Annotated in this window: 17 protein-coding genes; 12 read left to right on the top strand and 5 right to left on the bottom strand. The window is 67.3% G+C overall.

What is annotated here, in order from left to right; genetic code table 11:
* Positions 1–72 precede the first annotated feature (72 nt).
* On the bottom strand, positions 73–657 hold the full coding sequence (locus AB4851_RS05675) for a CGNR zinc finger domain-containing protein (protein ID WP_414448802.1): 585 nt from the start codon (positions 655–657) through the stop codon (positions 73–75).
* A gap of 162 nt (positions 658–819) precedes the next feature.
* Between AB4851_RS05675 and AB4851_RS05680 the strand changes: the two genes are divergently transcribed.
* Entirely contained in the window at positions 820–1,800 is a 981-nt protein-coding gene (locus AB4851_RS05680; RefSeq protein WP_414448803.1) for an alpha/beta fold hydrolase, read from the top strand.
* A 103-nt stretch (positions 1,801–1,903) separates the two neighbouring features.
* On the opposite strand, the gene AB4851_RS05685 is transcribed toward AB4851_RS05680, so the two are convergent.
* Positions 1,904–2,182 carry a DUF2164 domain-containing protein gene (locus tag AB4851_RS05685; RefSeq protein ID WP_414440549.1) on the bottom strand — a complete coding sequence of 93 codons (279 nt, stop codon included), beginning with the start codon at positions 2,180–2,182 and terminating at the stop codon, positions 1,904–1,906.
* A gap of 249 nt (positions 2,183–2,431) precedes the next feature.
* Between AB4851_RS05685 and pqqA the strand changes: the two genes are divergently transcribed.
* The 6 genes from pqqA (at position 2,432) to AB4851_RS05715 (ending at position 7,765) form a co-directional block, all read left to right on the top strand.
* Positions 2,432–2,509: a pyrroloquinoline quinone precursor peptide PqqA gene (pqqA, locus tag AB4851_RS05690; RefSeq protein ID WP_013691668.1), complete on the top strand. Its 78-nt coding sequence runs from the start codon at positions 2,432–2,434 to the stop codon at positions 2,507–2,509.
* A gap of 107 nt (positions 2,510–2,616) precedes the next feature.
* Positions 2,617–3,528, top strand: a complete 912-nt coding sequence (pqqB, locus tag AB4851_RS05695) for a pyrroloquinoline quinone biosynthesis protein PqqB (protein ID WP_414448804.1) — start codon at positions 2,617–2,619, stop codon at positions 3,526–3,528.
* Between the two features lie 74 nt (positions 3,529–3,602).
* Positions 3,603–4,355: a pyrroloquinoline-quinone synthase PqqC gene (pqqC, locus tag AB4851_RS05700; protein ID WP_414448805.1), complete on the top strand. Its 753-nt coding sequence runs from the start codon at positions 3,603–3,605 to the stop codon at positions 4,353–4,355.
* Complete coding sequence (gene pqqD, locus AB4851_RS05705; RefSeq protein WP_414440546.1) at positions 4,352–4,630, top strand: pyrroloquinoline quinone biosynthesis peptide chaperone PqqD; 279 nt, start codon at positions 4,352–4,354, stop codon at positions 4,628–4,630. Before pqqC ends, pqqD begins: the two co-directional genes overlap by 4 nt.
* Complete coding sequence (pqqE, locus tag AB4851_RS05710; RefSeq protein ID WP_414448806.1) at positions 4,627–5,808, top strand: pyrroloquinoline quinone biosynthesis protein PqqE; 1,182 nt, start codon at positions 4,627–4,629, stop codon at positions 5,806–5,808. Before pqqD ends, pqqE begins: the two co-directional genes overlap by 4 nt.
* On the top strand, positions 5,777–7,765 hold the full coding sequence (locus AB4851_RS05715) for an alpha/beta hydrolase family protein (protein ID WP_414448807.1): 1,989 nt from the start codon (positions 5,777–5,779) through the stop codon (positions 7,763–7,765). The genes pqqE and AB4851_RS05715 overlap by 32 nt, the downstream gene beginning before the upstream one ends.
* Before the next feature lie 112 nt (positions 7,766–7,877).
* On the opposite strand, the gene AB4851_RS05720 is transcribed toward AB4851_RS05715, so the two are convergent.
* Entirely contained in the window at positions 7,878–9,041 is a 1,164-nt protein-coding gene (locus AB4851_RS05720; RefSeq protein WP_414448808.1) for a porin, read from the bottom strand.
* A gap of 691 nt (positions 9,042–9,732) precedes the next feature.
* Between AB4851_RS05720 and AB4851_RS05725 the strand changes: the two genes are divergently transcribed.
* From AB4851_RS05725 to AB4851_RS05745, 5 genes are all read left to right on the top strand, one after another.
* Positions 9,733–10,371 carry a LysE family translocator gene (locus AB4851_RS05725; RefSeq protein ID WP_414448809.1) on the top strand — a complete coding sequence of 213 codons (639 nt, stop codon included), beginning with the start codon at positions 9,733–9,735 and terminating at the stop codon, positions 10,369–10,371.
* Positions 10,372–10,502: 131 nt separating this feature from the next.
* Positions 10,503–11,537: an ABC transporter substrate-binding protein gene (locus tag AB4851_RS05730; protein WP_414448810.1), complete on the top strand. Its 1,035-nt coding sequence runs from the start codon at positions 10,503–10,505 to the stop codon at positions 11,535–11,537.
* Positions 11,538–11,758: 221 nt separating this feature from the next.
* Positions 11,759–13,837 carry a carbon starvation CstA family protein gene (locus AB4851_RS05735; RefSeq protein WP_414448811.1) on the top strand — a complete coding sequence of 693 codons (2,079 nt, stop codon included), beginning with the start codon at positions 11,759–11,761 and terminating at the stop codon, positions 13,835–13,837.
* Positions 13,838–13,856: 19 nt separating this feature from the next.
* Complete coding sequence (locus AB4851_RS05740) at positions 13,857–14,063, top strand: YbdD/YjiX family protein (protein WP_414440539.1); 207 nt, start codon at positions 13,857–13,859, stop codon at positions 14,061–14,063.
* Positions 14,064–14,304: 241 nt separating this feature from the next.
* The gene (locus AB4851_RS05745; protein WP_414448812.1) at positions 14,305–15,204 is read left to right on the top strand and encodes a PilZ domain-containing protein; all 900 of its coding nucleotides are present in this window, start codon (positions 14,305–14,307) and stop codon (positions 15,202–15,204) included.
* Between the two features lie 82 nt (positions 15,205–15,286).
* On the opposite strand, the gene AB4851_RS05750 is transcribed toward AB4851_RS05745, so the two are convergent.
* Both AB4851_RS05750 and AB4851_RS05755 read right to left on the bottom strand, forming a co-directional pair.
* Positions 15,287–15,571, bottom strand: coding sequence for a hypothetical protein (locus tag AB4851_RS05750; protein WP_414448813.1), 285 nt, complete (start codon positions 15,569–15,571; stop codon positions 15,287–15,289).
* A 454-nt stretch (positions 15,572–16,025) separates the two neighbouring features.
* Positions 16,026–16,562: a chromate transporter gene (locus AB4851_RS05755; protein ID WP_414440531.1), complete on the bottom strand. Its 537-nt coding sequence runs from the start codon at positions 16,560–16,562 to the stop codon at positions 16,026–16,028.
* Positions 16,563–16,569 lie beyond the last annotated feature (7 nt).

The following is a 16,569-nucleotide window of genomic DNA, read 5'->3' on the forward strand; positions in this document are numbered from 1 at the left end:
CACGGCTTGTCCTGCCTTTCCACCGCCTACGCGGGCGCTCCACCGCCCCGATCCCCGCGCCTCCCCCTTCGCTCATCCCTTCTGCCGGGCCCGATACGCTGCGACCTTCATCCGGTTGCCGCACATCGCCATGCTGCACCAGCGCCGCCGATGCGATTTGGTGCGGTCGTGGAACAGCAGCGTGCACTCGTCGCACTCGCATTTGCGCACCAGGCCGAAATCGGCCTCGGCCAGCAGCCGCGCCAGCGCCTCGGCCACCGGCAGCAGCACCGCCGCCGCGCCGAGGTCCGTGCGCCGCGACACCAGCGCCGGCTCGCCCGCTTGCGTCCACTGCAATTCCAGATGATGGCGGCCCGACGCCAGCACCGCGTTGAGCGTGGTCGGGTCCGCCCATTGGCCGGCCTGACGCCGCTCGACCAGCGTGCGTGCGCTCGTGCGCAGCGCCAGCGCCGCGTCCAGCAGGCCGGCCGGCGCGGTGCCGCGATCCGTGGCTGGCAGCACGCCGGCCTGCATGAGCCAGTCGACCACGGCCGCGTCGCTCGTGAGCAGGTCGCGCCGGCCGTCGTCCACGCCGTACTTCGTGTTGATGAAATCGAGCGCGAGATCGTCGCCGACGAACAGCGCCGTCGCGCCCTCGGCCGTGCTTGCGGTGCTCATCCTGAACCCCCGGAAAATCGATGGACGGATTGTAACTCATAAAAAACCTGTTGACAGGTTACGTTGAGCATCCGTAACCTGAAAAAACGTTGTTGCCAGTTACATGACGCTAGACGGCAACCGTGCGGGTTTCCGGGTCACATTTCAATCTGAGGTTTTGCCATGAAGATCAATACGTTGCTGATGGGTGCGCTGATGACGGTCGGCGTGGTCGGCGGGCTTGCGGGCGGTGCCGAGGCGCACGCGGCGTCGCCCGATGTGCGCGCCGCCGCTGCGCCCGTGATCAGTCACCATTACGTGCAGGTGGACGACGTGAAGGTGTTCTACCGCGAGGCCGGCAACCCGTCGGCGCCCACCGTGCTGCTGCTGCACGGCTTCCCGACTTCGTCGTTCATGTATCGCGATCTGATGCCGCGTCTGGCCGACCGCTATCACGTGATCGCGCCCGATCTGCCGGGCTTCGGCTTCACCGAAAGCCCCGATCGCAGCCACTACGCCTACACGTTCGATCATCTGGCGCAGACGATCGATCATTTCACCGAAACCCTGCATCTCGACACGTACGCGCTGGAAGTGTTCGACTACGGCGCGCCGGTGGGCTGGCGGCTCGCGGCGGCGCATCCGGAGCGCGTGACGGCGATCGTGTCGCAGAACGGCAATGCCTATGTGGAAGGCCTGAGCGACGGCTGGAACCCGATCCAGAAGTACTGGAAGGACCCGTCGCAGGCCAATCGCGACGCGCTGCGCGCGTTCCTGAAGCCCGATGCGATCAAGTGGCAATACACGCACGGCGCGAAGGACCCGGAACAGGTCGCCCCCGAGGCTTATACGCTCGACGCGGCGTTCGTCGCGCGCCCCGGCAACGACGAGATCCAGCTCGACCTGTTCCGCGACTACGCGAGCAACGTGGCGCTGTATCCGACGTTCCAGGAATATTTCCGCAAGTACCAGCCGCCGATCCTGGCCGTGTGGGGCAAGAACGATCCGTTCTTCCTGCCGCCGGGCGCGGAAGCGTTCAAGCGCGACGTGCCGAAGGCGCAGGTGCAGTTCTTCGACGCGGGCCACTTCGCGCTGGAAACCAACGTGGCCGAGATCGCGCCGGTGATCCACCGCTTCCTCGACCAGAACGTGCCGCGCCGTTGAGCGAGGCGGGCCGCGTCGAACGAAACGGCGCGGCCGGATAACGTATCCACGGTATCAGTGCCCACTGCGGCAAAAGCGGCAAAAGCCGCCGCCGCGAGGCCCGTTACTTGCTGCGGCTCTTGGCCTTCGGCGCCTGGCGCGACCAGTACGTGAATTCGTCCTCGTGCACCGTGTAGTCGAGTTCCGCGAGCCGCTCCTGGAGGTGCGTCTGCGCGTCGGCGACGCCCTGGTTGTAGACGGTCGGGGCGATTTCTTCCAGGAAGAAGCCGAGCAGCGCGCCCGCAGCGACATTGCCGATCGGCTCGTCCATGTTGCTTTCGAAATAGCGCTGCAGCGACGCAATGGCGTCGGCGCGGGCTTCCTTCGTCAATTCGATGCTCATGGCGGGCGGCGGGGGCGAGAGGGAGAGGAGCAGGCATCTTAGCGCAGCGGCTTTGCCACGGTCACGGGGCACGATCGCTTGCTGGCGCCGGAATTCACCGGATCGGACAAAGTGATAGGATGCCCGCAGACCTTTCCGAAACAAAAACCAGTCGCGCGGCTCCTGCCGCGCGTTTGCGTTGGCGTTTCACGGTCGTCTCGTGCCCGGCGTCACGCCGGGCTGCCCGTATCGCCCGAATGGAGAATTGCCATGTCCAAGTGGATCAAGCCTGCCTACACCGACCTGCGCCTCGGTTTCGAAATCACGATGTACATCTCGAATCGTTGATTCGACGCCGCTCCCAAGGCCATGCCTAGCCTCGGTTCGCCGAGGCTATTTTTCTTGTGGCCGGCCCCGGCGTTCGTGCCGGCGTCGGCCCCTCACCGATCACACGCATGCATATCCAGATCCTCGGCTCCGCCGCCGGCGGCGGCTTTCCGCAATGGAACTGCAATTGCGCGAACTGCGCCGGGTTTCGCGACGGCAGCGTCGACGCCCGCGCCCGCACGCAATCGTCGATCGCGATCTCCGACGACGGCGTGTCGTGGGTGCTCTGCAACGCCTCGCCCGACATCCGCGCCCAGTTGCAGCAGTTCGCGCCGATGCAGCCGGGCCGCGCGCTGCGCGACACCGGCATCGCCGCGATCGTGCTGATGGACAGCCAGATCGATCACACCACCGGGCTGTTGAGCCTGCGCGAGGGTTGCCCGCTCGACGTGTGGTGCACGGACATGGTTCATGAGGACCTCAGCACCGGCTTTCCGCTGTTCACCATGCTGCGCCACTGGAACGGCGGCCTGCGCTGGAACCCGGTCGAGCCGGAGCGCGCGTTCACCGTGCCGGCCTGCCCGAACCTGCGCTTCCTGCCGTTCGTGCTGGAAAGCGCCGCGCCGCCGTATTCGCCGCATCGTCACGATCCGCATCCGGGCGACAACATCGGCCTGATGGTGGAAGACCTGCGCACCGGCGGCACGCTGTACTACGCGCCGGGCCTCGGCGTGGTGGACGACGCGCTGGCCGCCCGCATGGCGCAAGCCGATTGCCTGCTCGTGGACGGCACGCTCTGGCACGACGACGAGATGCAGCGCCGCGGCGTGGGCACGCGCACCGGCCGCCAGATGGGCCATCTCGCGCAGAGCGGCCCCGGCGGCATGATCGAGGTGCTCGAACGCTTCCCGGCGCCGCGCAAGATCCTCACGCACATCAACAACACCAATCCGATCCTCGACGAAGCGTCGCCGGAACGCGCGGAACTCGCGCGGCGGCACATCGAGGTGGCGTTCGACGGCATGCGGATCGACCTCTGAACGCAGGCCGCGCCGTTTCGCGGGCCTCGGCCCGCCCCGCAACATCCGAACCACTGGAAGGAATGGAAGGAACCATGAGCCAGACCGCCCTGAGCGCCGAACAGTTCGAGCAGGCCTTGCGCGCCAAAGGCGCGCTCTACCATATTCATCACCCGTATCACGTCGCCATGTACGAAGGGCGCGCCACGCGCGAGCAGATCCAGGGATGGGTCGCGAACCGCTTCTACTATCAGGTCAACATCCCGATGAAGGATGCGGCGATCCTCGCCAATTGCCCCGATCGCGAGGTGCGCCGGCTGTGGATCCAGCGCCTGCTCGATCACGACGGCGCACCGGGCGAGGACGGCGGCATCGAGGCGTGGCTGCGTCTCGGCCAGGCCGTGGGCCTCGATCCCGATCAACTGCGCTCGCAGGAGCTGGTGCTGCCGGGCGTGCGCTTTGCTGTCGACGCCTACGTCAACTTCGCGCGCCGCGCGAGCTGGCAGGAAGCGGCCAGCAGTTCGTTAACCGAATTGTTCGCGCCGCAGATTCACCAGTCGCGGCTCGACACCTGGCCGCGCCATTACCCGTGGATCGACCCGGCCGGCTACGACTACTTCCGCTCGCGGCTCGGCCAGGCGCGTCGCGACGTGGAGCACGGGCTGCAGATCACGTTGCAGCACTACACGAGCCACGACGCGCAGCAGCGTATGCTCGAAATCCTCCAGTTCAAGCTCGACATTCTGTGGACCATGCTCGACGCGATGTCGATGGCCTACGAGCTGAACCGACCGCCATATCACACCGTCACCGCCGAGCGTGCCTGGCACAAGGGAATCGCACCATGAGTTTCGATCGATCACGCACCCCGGTCTGGCGGCGCGGCTACCGCTTCCAGTTCGAGCCGGCGCAGGACGCGCACGTGCTGCTGTACCCCGAAGGGATGATCAAGCTGAACGAGAGCGCGGCCGCGATCGGCGGGCTGATCGACGGCCAGCGCAGCGTGGCCGCCATCGTCGCCGAACTCGACGCGCAGTTTCCGGGCGTGCCCGAACTCGGTGAGGATGTCGAACAGTTCATGCTGGTGGCGCTCGACAAGCACTGGATCGAACTGCGCGAATGACGGACGCCCTCGCCACCGCCGCTTCCGTTTCTGCGCCCGCTTCCGCCGCCGCACCGGCCGTGCCGGTCGGTCTGCCGCTGTGGCTGCTCGCGGAAGTCACCTACCGCTGTCCGCTGCAATGCCCGTACTGTTCGAATCCGCTCGATTTCGCGCGACAGGGCGAGGAACTGACGACCGCCGACTGGGTGCGCGTGATGGGCGAGGCGCGCGCGATGGGCGCCGCGCAGATCGGCTTCTCGGGCGGCGAGCCGCTGGTGCGGCCCGACCTGCCCGAGCTGATCGCCGAGGCGCGCCGGCTCGGCTATTACACCAACCTGATCACCTCGGGCATCGGCCTGGACGAGGCCAAGCTCGACGCGTTCGAGCGCGCCGGCCTCGATCACATCCAGATCAGCTTCCAGTCGAGCGACGAGCAGGTCAACAACATGCTGGCCGGCTCCGACAAGGCGTTCGCGCACAAGCTCGAGATGGCGCGCGCGGTGAAGGCGCACGGCTATCCGATGGTGCTGAACTTCGTCACGCACCGCTACAACATCGATCACATCGATCGCATCATCGAGCTGTGCATTGCGCTCGATGCCGATTTCGTGGAGCTGGCGACCTGCCAGTTCTACGGCTGGGCCTACCTGAACCGCGAGGCGCTGTTGCCCACGCGCGCGCAACTGGAGCGCGCCGAGCGCATCACCAACGACTATCGCGAGAAGCTCGCCGCGCAGAATCACCCGTGCAAGCTGATCTTCGTGACGCCCGATTATTACGAGGAGCGGCCGAAGGCCTGCATGAACGGCTGGGGCAGCATCTTCCTGACCGTCACGCCCGACGGCACCGCCTTGCCGTGCCACGGCGCGCGGCAATTGCCGATCGCGTTCCCGAACGTGCGCGATCACGACCTGCGGCATATCTGGCACGACTCGTTCGGCTTCAACCGCTTTCGCGGCGATGCGTGGATGCCCGAGCCGTGCCGCTCGTGCGACGAGAAGCAGAAGGATTTCGGTGGCTGCCGCTGCCAGGCCTACATGCTGACCGGCGACGCGGCCAATGCCGACCCGGTTTGCGGCAAGTCGCCCCATCACCCGGTGATCCTGCGCGCGCGCGATGAAGCCGTGCAGCCCCGGCCCACTACCACGCACCCGCTGATCTTCCGAAATGCCAAGGAATCCAAACGACTCAACCCGTGAGCGCGCCGCCCCGCTGACGGCCGCCGAAGCCGTGGCCGCCGGCCGCGATTTCGTCGAACTGACGGCCGGCGCGTCCGGCGTCTACTGGACCGAATACGATCCGGCCGACGCGATGTGCCGGATCTGGCGCGCGCGCAACGGCGCGATCGAGTGCGTGTGCCCCGACGGCTTCAGCGCACGCGGGCGCGTCTATGAATACGGCGGCGGCGCGTTCTGCGTGGCGGGCGAGCACCTGGCGTTCGTCAACGAGCGCGACCAGCGCATCTACCGCTTCGCGCCGGACAGCCTGGCCGAGCCGCAGCCGTTGACGCCCGAAGGGTTGCGCTACGGTGACCTGCGCCACGCGCATGGCCGGATTCTCGCCGTCGAGCAGGATGGCGAGACGCACCGGCTGGTGTCGATCGGCCTGCTCGACGGTGCGCGCGAGGTGCTGGCCGAGGGCGCGGATTTCTACGCCGCGCCGGTGCGCAGCGCCGACGGCGCGCGGCTTGCCTGGATCGAATGGCAGCATCCGCATCAACCGTGGACAGCCACGCGCCTGATGCTGCGCGACGGCGGCGAAGCCGCGCGCACGATCGCCGGCGCGGCCGACGACGAGGCCGTACAGCAGCCCGCGTTCGACGCCGAGGGGCGGCTCGTGTGCCTGACCGATCGCGCGAATTTCTGGCAGCCGTGGCGGCTCGATGGCGACGGCGCCGGTCAGGAAAACACGGCCGCGCTCGCACCGCTGCCGGCCGAGGCCGGCGACCACGCCGCCGCGCCGTGGCAGCTCGGCGCATGCAGTTGGCTGCCGCTCGACGGCGGAGGCAGTTTCTCGACCTGGTTCGAATCCGGCTGGGGCCGGCTCGGCGTGCGCGACGCCGACGGCACGCTGACGCCGCTCGCGCTCGACTACAGCCAGTTCCATCACCTGGCGGCCGACGCGACGCATCTGTACTGCATCGCCGCGTCGCCCACCTGCCCGGCCGCGATTCTCGCGATCGATCGCCGCGACCATCGCGTCGAGGTGTTGCGCGCGGTCACGCCGTCGATGCCGATCGAGCGGATCACGCTGCCGCGCGCGCTGCGCTTTCCGAGCGGCGACGGCGAGGCTTACGGTTATCTGTACCTGCCCGAGGCGGCCGATGATGCCGACGCAGCCGCAGCCGCAGCCGCAGCCGCAGCCGCAGCCGCAGCCAACGCCAACGCCAACGCCAACGCCAACGCCAACGCCAACGCCAACGCCAACGCCAACGCCAACGCCAACGCCAACGCGACCGCAAGCACCGCCCCGCCCGTCGTGGTGTTCGCTCACGGCGGCCCGACCGCCGCGAACTATGCCGTGTACAGCCCGCGCCTCGAATACTGGGTGCAGCGCGGCTTCGCGATCGTGTTGCTGAACTATCGCGGCAGCACCGGCTACGGCCGCGCGTTCCGGCAGGCGCTGCACCTGACCTGGGGCGTGGCCGACGTCGACGACGCCTGCGCCGCCATCGCGCACTTGGCCGAACAAGGCCTGGTGGATGCCGAACGCGCGTTCGTGCGCGGCGGCAGCGCGGGCGGCTACACGGCGCTGTGCGCGCTGGCGTTCCGCGAGGTGTTTCGCGGCGGCGCGAGCCTGTACGGCGTCAGCGATCCGCTGCAACTCGACGCGCACACGCACAAGTTCGAGGCGCGCTACCTGCGCTGGCTGATCGGTGATCCGGTGGCCGACCGCGAGCGCTATCTGGCGCGCACGCCGCTCGTGCACGCCGATGCGATCCGCGTGCCGGTGGTGTTCTTCCAGGGCGAGCTGGACGCGGTGGTCACGCCCGACCAGACGCGCTCGATGGCCGCCGCGCTCGACGCGAACGGCGTGCCGAACGAGGTGCATTACTACGCCGACGAGCGGCACGGCTTCCGCCAGGCCGCGAACCAGGCGCACGCGCTCGACGCCGAGCACGCGTTCTACCGGCGCATTCTCGACGGCGCGCTGTAACGCGCTGCCGCTGTCGTCGCTGCAATGAAAATGGCCGCCCGAGGGCGGCCATTCGTTTGCGCGGGTGCCGCGGGCGATTCGAAGCGAACCGCCCGCGCCGTTGCCCCGATGCTTAGAAGCGGTGACGCAGGCCGAGGTTGACCAGCGTTTGCGAGTTCGTGCCGGCGTAGCCGTACGAGCCGATCGACGCTTGCGCGGCGACGGTCTGACCCGTGACCGAGTCGCGCGTCGTGCCGCTGGCGTGCTGGTAGGCGGCCGTCATGTAGATGTCGGTGCGCTTCGACAGCGTGTAGTCCGCGCCCAGCGATGCCTGGTGATAGGTTGCCGACGTGTCGCCGGTGGCCTTCGTGTAGCTGTAGCCCACGCCCAGCAGCAGCGACGGGTTCAGTTGGTAGTTCAGGAAGCCCTGGCCCGTGTTGTAGCGCTCGGCCTTGGCGAACGTCGAGGCGCCGTCGCGGCTGTATTGCGCGTTGCTGTAGCTCGCGCCGGCCGTGAATGCGCCGAACGTGTACTGGCCGGCCACGCGTGCGATGCCGAGCGAGTGCGCCGTCTGGTAGCCGCCGTTGATCGGGCCGTCGAACGTGCCGTCCGAGGTGCTCGACCAGCCTGCGCGCTGGCCTGCGTTGCCGGCCGTGTTCGCTGCGTAGTAGTAGCCGGCAGCCAGGGCCACCGGGCCGCCGTTGTACGACACGGCGGCCGAGTACGATTGCTTCGAGCTCGTCGAACCGGCGATGCCGCCGAACGAGTACATCGTTTCGAACTGCACGCCCGAGATCAGCGGTGAGGTGTACTTGACGGCATTGTCGACGCGGAAGCTGTTGTCGTAGTTGTCGACGTCGCCTGCCGTGGCGAACGCGCTGCCGAAGTAGTTGTCGGCCGTGATCGGCTGGATCAGGTCGATCAGCGGATCGTACTGGCGGCCCAGCGTGACCGTACCGAAGTGGTCGCTGGACAGGCCCACGAACGCCTGACGGCCGAACATGCGGCCGCCTTGGCCCAGGCCGCCCGTGCTCGGGTTGAAGCCGTCTTCCAACTGGAAGATCGCCTTCAGGCCGCTGCCGAGATCTTCGCTGCCCTTGATGCCCCAGCGCGTGCCCGACAGGTTGCCGTTACTGCTGTTGCCCAGCAGCCAGGAATTCTTCGAACCTTGGGCGTGGTTCACGTACGTCAGCGACGTGTCGATCAGGCCGTACAGCGTCACGCTCGATTGGGCGTGGGCGCTGCTCATCGCTGCGATGGATGCGAGCGAAACGAGCGTCAGGGCGATGCGTTTCATGTGTGTCAGCTCCTATTGGCAGTTGGGTTGCGTGTGGTGGTTTTGGAGTGACGTGAGACTAACCAGACAGATTTAATTCGGAAAAATGAAATTCAGTGTTGTATCGAAAACAATACGGACGGATTACACAGAAAGATTTGTTAGATTTTCCGTATTATTCTTTTAAATGAAAAAATGAAGCCGAATCATCTGGCTTGTTCCGCGCACTTTCGTCTGAATTGGAAACAATTCTGCCCAAGGATTGAGCAGCAAGGCCGCGGTGCTTGATTCCTTGTGATTCTGCAATGATTAATTAACTAAATCGGATCAATAGCGTGATGTGATCGGTGTTAGTGTTCGCGCACTCGTTTCCACTTTCTGTGGGTAGACAGACGAGTCACGCTTGAGCGGCTTCGGCCGCTCTTTTTTATGCGCGACACTCCAATAATCGCAATAATGAATTTCGATTTTTAATCGGAATTCGAATTGCCGATTCATCTTGCGCCATCGCGTGCATCGCCATTTCATGGTTCGCTTTCTTCCCGCTCGCCGCCAAGTGTCCGCTCGAAACGACGTGACAGTTCCGGCCGTGCGCCGTGGCAGGCGTCTCTGTCGCGCGCCGTGGCGCGGCGCATAATCGGCCGACCCCGACGCGTGCCGATGCGCCCGCGTCGCCCTCCGTGCTTCGCCACCGCCCCCAAGGATCGTCACGATGTCCGTCGAAGTGGTTTCCAATCTCGGCGTCGCGTTCGCCGTCTATCTGGTGGGCACGCTGTCGCCCGGCCCCGCCAATCTGTCGATCGCGAACACGGCGCTCCATCACGGCCGCAAGCCGGCGTTCGCGATGGCGGCCGGCGTGATCAGCGGCTCGCTGTGCTGGGGCGTGACGGCGGCGGCCGGCATGTCCGCGCTGTTGATGTCGTACCGGCAATGGCTGATCGCCCTCAAGGTGCTGGGCGCGCTGTATCTGTTCTGGCTGGCGTACAAGGCGGTGCGCGGCGCGCTGTCGCCGCAGGACCCGCTGGCCGTGGCCGCGCCGGCGCACGGCCGTCGGCTCACGCGCTTCTATCTGCAAGGCCTCGGCATCCACCTGACCAACCCGAAGGCGATCCTGACCTGGCTGACCGTGACCTCGCTCGGGCTGTCGCCGCACGCACCGGCTTGGACGAGCTTCGTGCTGGTGGGCTTCTGCGCGCTGCTCGGCACCGGCATCTTCATGGGCTATGCGCTGGCGTTTTCGGCGCGCGCGGCCGGGCCGTTCTTCGCGCGCACGCGCAAGGCCTTCGGCCTGTTCTGCGGCGGCTTCTATGCCGTGCTGGCGGTGGGCTTCATCCGTTCGCTGCGTTCCTGAGGCTTGCCTGAAGCGGCCCGCCGCCGCTGATAAGCATTTCGCATTTCGATGGTTGGTCGCGGCGGCGCGCTTCCTTAATCTTGGCGGCCTGCCGCGCCACCGGGGCGCGGCGCCATTCGGGGCCACCATCGATGCGTCGTGAATCCTCCCAGCCGCTGTTGCCCGCACTGTCGCCCGCCCGTCGCCGCGCGTTGCGCCGACTTGCCGATCTCGCCGGGCTGTCCGGCGCGGCGCTCGCCGGTTTCGCCGTCGCGCCGCCACTCGCGCACGCCGCGCAGGGCGACATCGATGTCTCGAACGTCACGCTCGTGCTCGGCGACCAGGCCGGCGGCCTGCGCGCGCTGGCCGAGGCCGCGCGCGTGCTCGACGGCACGCGCTACCAATTCCGCTGGGCCAATTTCCAGGGCGCCGCGCCGTTGTTCGAGGCGCAGCGCGCCGGCGCGATCGACCTGGCGCCCGCGGGCGACCTGCCGGTGCTGACGGCGGCGCTCGGCGATCCCGACCTGCGGATCGTCGCGACGCGCGCCGGGTCGGCCGCCGCGCTCGGCATCGTGGTGCAGCCCGATTCGGCGGTGCGCAGCGTGGCCGACCTGAAGGGCAAGACGGTGATCGTGTCGTCGGCGCGCGGCAGCATTTCGCAGTACCAACTGTATGGCGCGCTGGAAGAGCGCGGGCTGTCGCGGCACGACGTGGAGGTGCGCTTCGTGTTGCCGGTGGATGCGTTCGCGGCGTTCGAATCGAAGCGCATCGACATCTGGGCCACGTTCGATCCGTACTACGGCCACGTGGTGCGGCGCGGCGCGCGCATCGTGCGCGACGGCAGCGGCATCAACTCGGGCCTCGGCTTCCTGACCTCGCCCGCGCCCACGCTGGCCGATCGCGCCAAGCGCGCCGCGCTGGCCGACGTGCTGACGCGGCTCGAACAGGCCGGCCGCTGGGCGCTCGCGCATCCGACCGATTACGCGAAGGTGTATGCGTCGCTGACGCGCCTGCCGCCCGATGCCGCCGCCGACATCACGGGCCGTGCGTCGATCGCGCAGCGCGCCGTGACCTCCGACGATATCGCCGTGCTGCAACGCGTGGCCGATCGCGCGCAACGCGATGCGATCCTGCCGTCGCGCGTGGACGTGGCCGCCATCTCGGTGCGCGACGTGGCTCATGGCTGAACCTCACGGCTGACCCCCGCCGCGCCGGCGTCCGCCGGTGCTCCCCTGACTTACCCGTACGCATTGCTACGTAGCGGGCTTACGTAGTTGTCCGCTTGTGAGCGGAACCCCGAACGCGAACAATACGCGGCAGCGCCGGGCCCGTCGAAACGGGCCTCGCGCGTCCGCCAGTTCGCGCTGTCTTGCGGCGCGACGATGTCGAAAAATAGCCAGGAGACACCATGAATCGGGCTTCCGGAACCCTGCTCTGGATTGCAGTCGCGCTGCTCGGCGCGTTCTCGTTCGGAACCATCGCACTCGCCCATGGCGAGCGCATCAGTGCGCTGTGGATCGTGATCGCGGCGATCTGCGTCTACCTGATCGCCTACCGCTTCTACAGCCGTTTCATCGCCACTCGCGTGGTGCAGCTCGACGGCCTGCGCATGACGCCGGCCGTCAAGTTCAACGACGGCCTCGATTACGTCCCGACCAACAAGTACGTGCTGTTCGGCCATCACTTCGCCGCCATCGCGGGCGCCGGGCCGCTGGTCGGGCCGGTGCTGGCCGCACAGATGGGCTACCTGCCCGGCATGCTGTGGCTGCTGGCCGGCGTGGTGTTCGCGGGTGCGGTGCAGGATTTCATCGTGCTGTTCATCTCGACGCGCCGCAACGGCCGCTCGCTCGGCGATCTCGTGAAGATGGAACTGGGCACCGTGCCCGGCGTGATCGCGCTGTTCGGTGCGTTCCTGATCATGGTGATCATCCTCGCGGTGCTCGCCCTGATCGTCGTGAAGGCGCTGACCAATTCGCCGTGGGGCACCTTCACGGTGGCCGCGACGATCCCGATCGCGATCTTCATGGGCATCTACACGCGCTATATCCGCCCGGGCCGGATCGGCGAGGTGTCGATCATCGGCTTCGTGCTGCTGATGGCCTCGATCGCGTTCGGCCAGCACGTGCACGATTCGCCGGTGCTCGCCGCGCTGTTCACGTTCTCGGGCACGCAACTGACGTGGATCCTGATCGGCTACGGTTTCATCGCCTCGGTGCTGCCGGTGTGGCTGCTGCTCGCACCGCGCGATTACCTCTCGACGTTCCTGAAGATCGGCACGATCCTCGGCCTCGCGATCGGCATCCTGTTCGTCGCGCCGGAGCTGAAGATGCCCGCGTTGACGAAGTTCGTCGACGGCAGCGGCCCGGTGTGGTCGGGCCATCTGTTCCCGTTCCTGTTCATCACGATCGCGTGCGGCGCGGTGTCGGGCTTCCACGCGCTGATCGCCTCGGGCACCACGCCGAAGCTGGTCGACAACGAAGCGAACCTGCGCTTCATCGGCTACGGCGCGATGCTGATGGAATCGTTCGTGGCGATCATGGCGCTGGTGGCCGCCAGCGTGATCGAGCCGGGCATCTATTTCGCGATGAACGCGCCGGCCGCCGTGCTCGGCACGACGCCCGAAGCCGTCGCGCAAACCGTCAGCCAATGGGGCTTCGTGCTGACGCCCGAGATGCTCGCGCAAACCGCGCAGGCGGTGGGCGAAACCACCATCGTCGCGCGGGCCGGCGGCGCGCCCACGCTGGCGGTGGGCATGGCGCAGATCCTCCATCAAGTGATCGGCGGCCAGGCGATGATGGCGTTCTGGTATCACTTCGCGATCCTGTTCGAGGCGCTGTTCATCCTGACGGCCGTGGATGCCGGCACGCGCGCGGGCCGCTTCATGCTGCAGGACCTGCTCGGCACGTTCCACCCGGCGTTCAAGCGCACCGAATCGCTGCCGGCCAACCTCGTCGCCACCGCGCTGTGCGTGGCCGCGTGGGGCTACTTCCTGTATCAGGGCGTGGTCGATCCGCTCGGCGGCATCAACACGCTGTGGCCGCTGTTCGGCATCTCGAACCAGATGCTCGCGGCGATCGCATTGATCCTCGGCACCGTCGTGCTGTTCAAGATGAAGCGCGAGCGCTTCGCGTGGGTCACGATCGTGCCGACCGTGTGGCTGCTGATGTGCACGCTGACGGCCGGCTGGCAGAAGCTGTTCGACGCCAGCCCGAAGGTCAGCTTCCTCGCGCATGCGGCGAAGCTGCAGGCCGCGGTGGATGCGGGCACCGTGCTCGCGCCGGCCAAGTCGATCGCGCAGATGCAGCGGATCATCGTCAACGACTACATCGACGCGGTGCTGGCGGGGCTGTTCATGTTCGTGGTGGTCAGCATCGCGGTGTATGGCGTGATCGCCGTGCTGCGCGCGCGCCGCGCGGCCAGGCCCACTTCGAACGAGACGCCGTTCGAGCCGCTGCCCGCCGGGCAGGCGCTCGGCAGCGGGCGCTGAACGGCACGGGGGGCGCACCATGTTCACCGATCTCGGCGACGACCTGCGCAGCGCGGGCCGCTATCTGGGCCAGGCGCTGCGGCTGATGGTCGGCGTGCCCGACTATGAAACCTACGTCGCGCACATGCGCGCGACGCATCCCGATCGCGAGCCGATGACGTACGAGGCGTTTTTCCGCGAGCGGCAGAACGCGCGCTACGGCAGCGGGGCGGGGAAGTGCTGTTGAGCCGGTAAGCGGTGTGGAAGCACAAACGAAGCGCGGGCCTGGTCGGCCCGCGCTTTTTTCATGGGCGCCGCTCGGCGCCGAATCCGAACCCGACGATTTTCATGTCGACGCATTCATCGAGGCAATACAAAAATCCCGTGATGGATGCGGGCAGCCGCGTTTTGAGGTATCACTGCGTGCTCAGGTTTTTACGTATGCCGCCGTCATACGAATCAAGATCTCTACGCCCAAAGTGAGCCCGATGACCGAAACCCGTCCCGTCCTGCCCGTTGTCGCCACCGATCTGACGGCCGATGCGCCGCTGCCCTGGCCGCTGTTCGACGCCGGCGGCGCGCCGCTGATGCCGGCCGGCGCAACGCTCGACGCCGACGCCATCGCCTTCCTGTTCGCGCGTTTCGCGCCGGTGCGCCGTGTCGAACGCGACAGCGCCCAGGCCGACTGCGTGTCCGATGCGCAACTGGCCGACGCCGAAGCGAATGCGGCGGCGCTGCAATCGGCAGCGTCCGCGTCGGCGGCGCCGCGTCTGGCGCTGCCTGCCGACGCGATGATCGGCCTGCGCCGCCGCGGCTCGACGATGCGCCAGTTGAACCGCTTCCGCCTGCTCGGCACCCATCCGTCCGGCCCGCTGTTCGTGCGGCCGCTGCAGCCGCGCGCCGTGGATTTCGCGCCGAACGATCAGGTCGATGCGATGGCGATCGGTCAGTCGGCCGTCTACTGGTTCACGTCGGTGGTGGAGGCGGTGGCGTACGAGCCGGCGCCGTATCTGATCCTGTCGACGCCGGCCAACCTGAAGCGCGTGCGCGAACGTCGCGATGCGCGCGTGCCGGTGCGGCTCGCCGCGCGCTACACGGCCGGCGATGCGCAAGGTGTGGGGCTGGTGCTCGACGTCAGCCCGAGCGGCTTTTCGATCGCGGCCGACCGTGCGCTGGCCGCCGTTGGCGAAACGCTTGCCGTCGCGCTGCCGGTAGCCACCGAAACCGGCCATGTCGAGGCACTGACGTTGACGGGCATCGTGCGCGGCGTGGGCGAGCAAAGCGACGCGTCGCCGGCCTGGCTCCATCACGTGGCCAACGAGACGATGACGGACGATGCGGTGACGCGCCTGAAGGCGGCGCTGTTCGATTGGTCGATGCCGGATTGAATGCGTTGACTGCCGGGCAGGGCGCGCGGCGGCGTGTTGTAAGCACGCGAGGCGGGGTGAATGCGCGCCGCGCGCGCCGTGTTCAGTGGGCCTTGCGCGCGGTGCGCGTGGCTGCTTCGAGACGGCCTTCGTGCCAGACGTCCGAGAGCCGGCTGCCGTTGCGGTACGGGTTCGGGCGGCGCGCGAAATAGTCGGCCACGCCCTGGCGATAAGCGCCGTACAGCGTCAGCGGCGGCGCGTCGATGACCGAGGGGCCGCTGCTGCGAACCGGCGATGCGTTGCGCGATTCGCGGATCAGCGTGTCGCCGTCGATCACGTCGAATTCGTTGATGTCCAGCAGCGAGTGTGCGACGCCTGCGATATCCATGTGAAGCTCCACGAGCGTGGGGTTGAGATGGGTTGCAGGTATCTCAGCAATAAGCTTGCCAGCGTGAAAACTCCCATGAAATCAAGGGTTCAGGTATTGCGCGAGGGGTGATGTGACCCGGGATGTTACGTGTGCGTAACGTGACGGAGGGGGCATGCGGAGGGCGACGAAAGGCAGCGGGAAAATTGTGAACGCGGCACACAAAAAAAGACCGCTCTCAAGGAGCGGCCAATCGTCTCAACTCTCTAGGTTGGACGCCCAGGTGCGACGCCCAACGAACCCATTCTGTCCGATCGGCTCCGGTTTGGATATCGGCCAAGTCTTATTTTTAGGCGCATGCCGGCAACATGTCGGATGCGCGTCGCGGCGTGTCGTGTTGGCCTGCGGTGGCTTTGGGGTATCGGCTTCGATGCGTCGTCGTCGTCGGGACTCGTCACGCCGGCATGCCGCCGCTTCACAGCACGCCGATCGCATGCAGCATCGCGAACAGCGCCGCACCGCCCGCGATCAGCACCAGCGCGTTGATGCGCGTGCGCATCACGAGCGCGGTGGAGACGAGCGCCGTGGCGATCGCGATCCAGCCGCCATCGAGGCCCTGCAGCAGCGTATAGACCGCCGCGAGGATCAGCCCCGCCGCCACCGGCCGCAGCCCCGATTGCAGCGCGAGCTGCCAGGGCGCGTCGCGATGGCGGGCCGTCAGGTGCGTGACGGCGACCATCACGAACGCGGTCGGGCCGAACAGCGAGAGCGTGGCCACCAGCGCGCCGGCGAGGCCGCCCACCTGGAAGCCGACCAGCGTGGCGAGCAGCGAGCCGGGGCCGGGCGCGAGCCGCGCGACCGCGAAATCGTTGACGAATTGCGCGTGCGTCATCCAGTGGTGGACGTCCACCACCTGCCGCTGCATGTCGGCAATGATGGTCTGGCCGCCGCCGACGGTGGCCACGGACAGCGGCGCAAACAGCGCGAACAGGGCGACGAGCGTGCGTGACATGGCGGGG

Source organism: Burkholderia sp. 22PA0099, from assembly GCF_047497165.1.
In the GTDB taxonomy this organism is placed as follows: domain Bacteria; phylum Pseudomonadota; class Gammaproteobacteria; order Burkholderiales; family Burkholderiaceae; genus Burkholderia.

What these genes read in the sequence shown, in the direction of transcription:
- pqqC (WP_414448805.1), top strand. Translation starts at nt 3,603, where the DNA reads ATGAGCCAGACCGCCCTGAGCGCCGAACAGTTCGAGCAGGCCTTGCGC.
- pqqA (WP_013691668.1), top strand. Translation starts at nt 2,432, where the DNA reads ATGTCCAAGTGGATCAAGCCTGCCTACACCGACCTGCGCCTCGGTTTC.
- AB4851_RS05740 (WP_414440539.1), top strand. Translation starts at nt 13,857, where the DNA reads ATGTTCACCGATCTCGGCGACGACCTGCGCAGCGCGGGCCGCTATCTG.
- pqqD (WP_414440546.1), top strand. Translation starts at nt 4,352, where the DNA reads ATGAGTTTCGATCGATCACGCACCCCGGTCTGGCGGCGCGGCTACCGC.
- AB4851_RS05750 (WP_414448813.1), bottom strand. Translation starts at nt 15,571, where the DNA reads ATGGATATCGCAGGCGTCGCACACTCGCTGCTGGACATCAACGAATTC.
- AB4851_RS05735 (WP_414448811.1), top strand. Translation starts at nt 11,759, where the DNA reads ATGAATCGGGCTTCCGGAACCCTGCTCTGGATTGCAGTCGCGCTGCTC.
- AB4851_RS05755 (WP_414440531.1), bottom strand. Translation starts at nt 16,562, where the DNA reads ATGTCACGCACGCTCGTCGCCCTGTTCGCGCTGTTTGCGCCGCTGTCC.
- pqqE (WP_414448806.1), top strand. Translation starts at nt 4,627, where the DNA reads ATGACGGACGCCCTCGCCACCGCCGCTTCCGTTTCTGCGCCCGCTTCC.
- AB4851_RS05685 (WP_414440549.1), bottom strand. Translation starts at nt 2,182, where the DNA reads ATGAGCATCGAATTGACGAAGGAAGCCCGCGCCGACGCCATTGCGTCG.
- AB4851_RS05680 (WP_414448803.1), top strand. Translation starts at nt 820, where the DNA reads ATGAAGATCAATACGTTGCTGATGGGTGCGCTGATGACGGTCGGCGTG.
- AB4851_RS05725 (WP_414448809.1), top strand. Translation starts at nt 9,733, where the DNA reads ATGTCCGTCGAAGTGGTTTCCAATCTCGGCGTCGCGTTCGCCGTCTAT.
- AB4851_RS05715 (WP_414448807.1), top strand. Translation starts at nt 5,777, where the DNA reads ATGCCAAGGAATCCAAACGACTCAACCCGTGAGCGCGCCGCCCCGCTG.
- AB4851_RS05720 (WP_414448808.1), bottom strand. Translation starts at nt 9,041, where the DNA reads ATGAAACGCATCGCCCTGACGCTCGTTTCGCTCGCATCCATCGCAGCG.
- AB4851_RS05675 (WP_414448802.1), bottom strand. Translation starts at nt 657, where the DNA reads ATGAGCACCGCAAGCACGGCCGAGGGCGCGACGGCGCTGTTCGTCGGC.
- pqqB (WP_414448804.1), top strand. Translation starts at nt 2,617, where the DNA reads ATGCATATCCAGATCCTCGGCTCCGCCGCCGGCGGCGGCTTTCCGCAA.
- AB4851_RS05730 (WP_414448810.1), top strand. Translation starts at nt 10,503, where the DNA reads ATGCGTCGTGAATCCTCCCAGCCGCTGTTGCCCGCACTGTCGCCCGCC.
- AB4851_RS05745 (WP_414448812.1), top strand. Translation starts at nt 14,305, where the DNA reads ATGACCGAAACCCGTCCCGTCCTGCCCGTTGTCGCCACCGATCTGACG.